The 3994-nt window shown below is 32.6% G+C and carries 5 protein-coding genes and 1 pseudogene; 1 reads left to right on the plus strand and 5 read right to left on the minus strand.

Translation table 11 applies throughout. The features are described 5' to 3' along the window. Positions 1-464 precede the first annotated feature (464 nt). The 5 genes and pseudogenes from SULYE_RS06715 to SULYE_RS06735 form a co-directional block, all read right to left on the minus strand. On the minus strand, positions 465-1016 hold the full coding sequence (locus SULYE_RS06715) for a thioredoxin family protein (RefSeq protein WP_007547816.1): 552 nt from the start codon (positions 1014-1016) through the stop codon (positions 465-467). Positions 1017-1018: 2 nt separating this feature from the next. Continuing rightward, complete coding sequence (gene aroD / locus SULYE_RS06720; RefSeq protein ID WP_007547817.1) at positions 1019-1705, minus strand: type I 3-dehydroquinate dehydratase; 687 nt, start codon at positions 1703-1705, stop codon at positions 1019-1021. Next, on the minus strand, positions 1698-2219 hold the full coding sequence (locus SULYE_RS06725) for a DUF29 domain-containing protein (RefSeq protein ID WP_007547819.1): 522 nt from the start codon (positions 2217-2219) through the stop codon (positions 1698-1700). Before SULYE_RS06725 ends, aroD begins: the two co-directional genes overlap by 8 nt. A 2-nt stretch (positions 2220-2221) precedes the next feature. After that, positions 2222-2746 (minus strand): annotated as a pseudogene (locus SULYE_RS06730) (DUF29 domain-containing protein). Between the two features lie 2 nt (positions 2747-2748). After that, on the minus strand, positions 2749-3273 hold the full coding sequence (locus SULYE_RS06735) for a DUF29 domain-containing protein (protein WP_007547823.1): 525 nt from the start codon (positions 3271-3273) through the stop codon (positions 2749-2751). A 95-nt stretch (positions 3274-3368) separates the two neighbouring features. Between SULYE_RS06735 and SULYE_RS06740 the strand changes: the two genes are divergently transcribed. Next, a partial coding sequence (locus SULYE_RS06740; RefSeq protein ID WP_007547825.1) for a GTPase occupies positions 3369-3994 on the plus strand: 626 nt, incomplete at its 3' end.

The following is a 3994-nucleotide window of genomic DNA, read 5'->3' on the forward strand; positions in this document are numbered from 1 at the left end:
CTTTTGTAATTAAATTCTTTGAAAACAATGCAAGGTCTGGAGAAATTACATTTACATTACCATTTGATTTTTAAAGTTTAAATTGATTCTGCTTGTAAAAATCCGCATCAAATCCATATAGTCATTCTGCAGACGGCGGAGTATCTCCTGTTATTGCGTCCTTACTTTTAAAATAAATTAAATCATTAGATCCTTCACTTCGTTCAGGATGTTCTATGTTAAATGTTAAGTGGAAAAATAAGAGTGTTCCAAAATTCTGGTAAGCTTGCCTTTCCCTGCCATCCTAAGGCCGTAAGCCGAAGGATTTCCTCTTTTAAAATAAGGAAAAATGAGATTCTTCGCTTAGCTCAAAATGACTATTAGGATTTTTTGGAACAGTTTTAGTGTAACCTTATTAGTCATTCTGCAACCGGCGAAAAATCCCTTACTTTTACTGAATTTCTTAAGCGACGTAATTTAAAACCTTATTCTCTCCATTTTATAGAACATCCCATTGAAGGATACTGAACCGGGTTTATTGGTTTTCCTTCTGCTAAGTTTGTAATCGCTTCTTTTAATTCTTCTTTTGTAACTTTTGATTCATCTTGCCAATTATCATCAATTCTTCCATGATATACAAGCTTATGGTCTCTATCAAATAGATAAATATCTGGTGTACACTGTGCTTTAAAAGCTTTTGCTACTTCTTGAGTTTCGTCTATTAGGTAAGGAAATGGAATTTCCCATTCTTTTATCTTTTCTATCATTTTCTCCGGTGCATCTTCTGGGTAGTTTGGATGTTTATTTGGATTTATTGCAACTGTATTTATGCCAAGTTCTTTTGCGTATTTAGACAATCTTATCAGTCTTGGCCACACAGCAATAGCATAAGGGCAGTGATTGCAAGTAAAGACTACCAATAACCCTTTTTCACCATACAGGTCATCACTTTTATAAACATTACCGAATGGGTCTCTTAGTTCAAAGTCTGGCATTCTTGTTCCAAGTGGTATATCAACTGAATACCTTAAAGCCATGTTTAACCTCCTTTGAAAAATTCTATTAATTCATTTAGTTTTTTAACTTCTATTTGACCTGGTGCGAAAGATTGCCCTATATATGTATATGTTATCAAACTTCCAAATACAAATCCAGCCACTCTCGTAATTTTACCAATCTCTCCCATTGATATAGCAACAATATTTTTATCTTTATTTTTATTAGTAATACACATCACCCTTGCCACATCTTCAAAGCTATTGGCTTTAAAGGCATACTTTACTATATCTGCTCCTTGAGCTTTACAGTCATCAATTAATTTTTGGATTTCATCTTCTGACGGTGTTTTTTCAAAATCATGACAAGACATTAAAAGCAATTTACCTTTGTTTTTGGCAATTTCTTTAACTTTTTCTTTTATGTTTGTTGATGTGTACTCTATATCTATGATATCAACAAAATCAATAACAGCATTGAAGATTTTCAATCTTTCAGAATCCGGCATATCTGACCCTCCTTCTAACTTACTTCTTACGGTTGCGATGGTATAAAAATCATAAGACTTAACTTTATTGGCCACTTCTTTTATGTGATTTAATTCTTTGTTTTCAAATTGGTCTATACGAAGTTCAATAATATCAATATAATTTAATTTTGCATTGTTTAATGTGTTTTCTAAATCTTTGTCTGTTATAGGCAGTGCAATCATTGGTGTTTCTTTAAACATTCTCTTCCTCCCATGGTTCATATTCTAAAATCTGATTAAAAGTATATGGACATTTTTCCGGAAAATCTTTTTCTGTTGGCTTCCTTCCAAAATATTTGTTTGCTAAATGTGCATTTTCTGGATATTTAAACCAGTTAATCAATCTTCTAACTGCACTTTTCCAAACTAATTCAATTTCTTCTTTTGCTTTATTCTTTAATGAGGGGCTTTCTTCAAATAAGTCATAAATCCGATTTCTTGATGAAAGAATGCTTCTAACCCAGCTATCTCCCATATTTTCATTTTCTCTAAAATTCTCCCATTTATAAAGATGCTCTAAGATAATAGCCATAAAACTAATTACACTTCTAAGCTCACTTCTTCCCATACTCTCAAGCTCCTCTATCACATTGTCCCAATCTACCAAATCAAACTCTTTGTTTTTGAGAAGTTCTACGTTTTCTATTATCCACTGGTAGTAATCTTTCTCGTATAACGATTTTAGCTCTTCTTTACTGATAGTTTTCATAATCATTATTACTCCTCCTTGTTCTTTTTCCATGGTTCGTATTCTAAAATCTGCTGGAAAGTGTATGGACATTTTTCCGGAAAATTTATAACCGTTGGTTCTCTTCCAAAATATTTGTTTGCTAAATGTGTATTTTCTGGTTTTTTGAACCAAGATATTAAGTCTATTACTGCATATTTTCAAGCAGTTTCTAATTCATTGGGTGCTTTATGTTTAAGAGATGGTATTTCTATAAATAATTTTTCCAACTTAGCTCTTGAATTAATAATACTTCAAACCCAACTATTTCCCATGTTTTCATTTTCTCTAAAATTCTCCCATTTATAAAGATGCTCCAAAATTACAGCCATAAAACTAATTACACTCTCTAAATGTCTCCTGCCCATATCTTCTATTTCCTCTAAAAGATTTTCCCAATCCACTTCATCAAACTGTTTCTCTTTAAGAAGTCTTAAATTTTTTTCAACCCACAAAACAAAGTCTTTCTCGTATAATGTTTTTAGCTCTTCTTTGCTGACATTTTTTGTAATCATTGTTACTCCTCCGAGTTTTTTTTCCATGGTTTATAATTTAAAATATCGTCAAACGAATACGGACACTTTTCCGGAAAGTTTTTTTCCGTCGGTAATTTGCCAAAGTATTTTTTGGCTAATTTTTCGTTTAACGGTTTTTCAAACCATCTAACAAGTCTCTTAACAGCATTTTTCCATGCTAAATCTACCCCTTCCTGAACTTTTCTTCTTAACGAAGGGCTATCGCTAAATAAATAATCTAATTCTGTCCTAGCATTATCTATACTATCAATCCAGCTATCTCCCATGTTCTCATTTTCTCTAAAGTTCTCCCATTTATAAAGATGCTCCAAAATTACAGCCATAAAACTAATTACACTTCTAAGTTCGCTTCTTCCCATACTCTCAAGCTCCTCTATCACATTGTCCCAATCTACCAAATCAAACTCTTTGTTTTTAAGAAGTTCTACGTTTTCTATTATCCACCTGTAGAAATCTTTCTCGTATAATGATTTTAGCTCTTCTTTACTGACAGTTTTTGTAGTCATGGCAACACCTCTTTAAAAGTTTGCTATTGTGATAAAATATATACCTTCAAAATTTTAGCACAAAATAAATAGTCGTTGAAAACGCAGGAGAAATAATGTTTAGAGTCGCAATAGTAGGAAGACCAAACGTCGGTAAATCTTCATTGTTTAACAGAATCATAGGACAAAGAAAAGCCATCGTAGAGGATGTACCCGGTGTAACCAGAGATAGAATTGTATCTACTGCAGAATGGAGGGGTGTAAAATTCGAAGTGGTGGATACTGGCGGGTATATCACCGGCGATGAAGATAAATTCGCTCCATACATAAGAAAACAGGTTGAAAAAGAGCTTGAATTATCAGACCTGTTTATTTTTGTTGTTGATGGAAAACAAGGATTAACTCCGCTTGATAAAGAGATTGCAAACATTCTTCATAGAACTGAAAAACCTGTCATTGTAGCAGTTAATAAAATTGATGACACGGAGAAAGAAAAATTAGCGTATGAATTTTATGAGCTTGGATTTGAGAATATTATTTCCATATCTACCATTCAAAAACTTGGTTTAGCGGAGTTGTTGGATAAAGTTGTTGAGTATATTCCGGAGTATGAAAAAGAAATTCAAGAAGAGGAAGAAAAAGAAGAAAAAAGAGATTACATAAAAGTTGCTATCGTTGGAAAGCCAAACGCAGGAAAGTCCTCTTTAATAAACGCACTTTTAAATGAAGAGAGAGTTTTGGT

It is taken from the genome of Sulfurihydrogenibium yellowstonense SS-5 (assembly GCF_000173615.1).
In the GTDB taxonomy this organism is placed as follows: domain Bacteria; phylum Aquificota; class Aquificia; order Aquificales; family Hydrogenothermaceae; genus Sulfurihydrogenibium; species Sulfurihydrogenibium yellowstonense.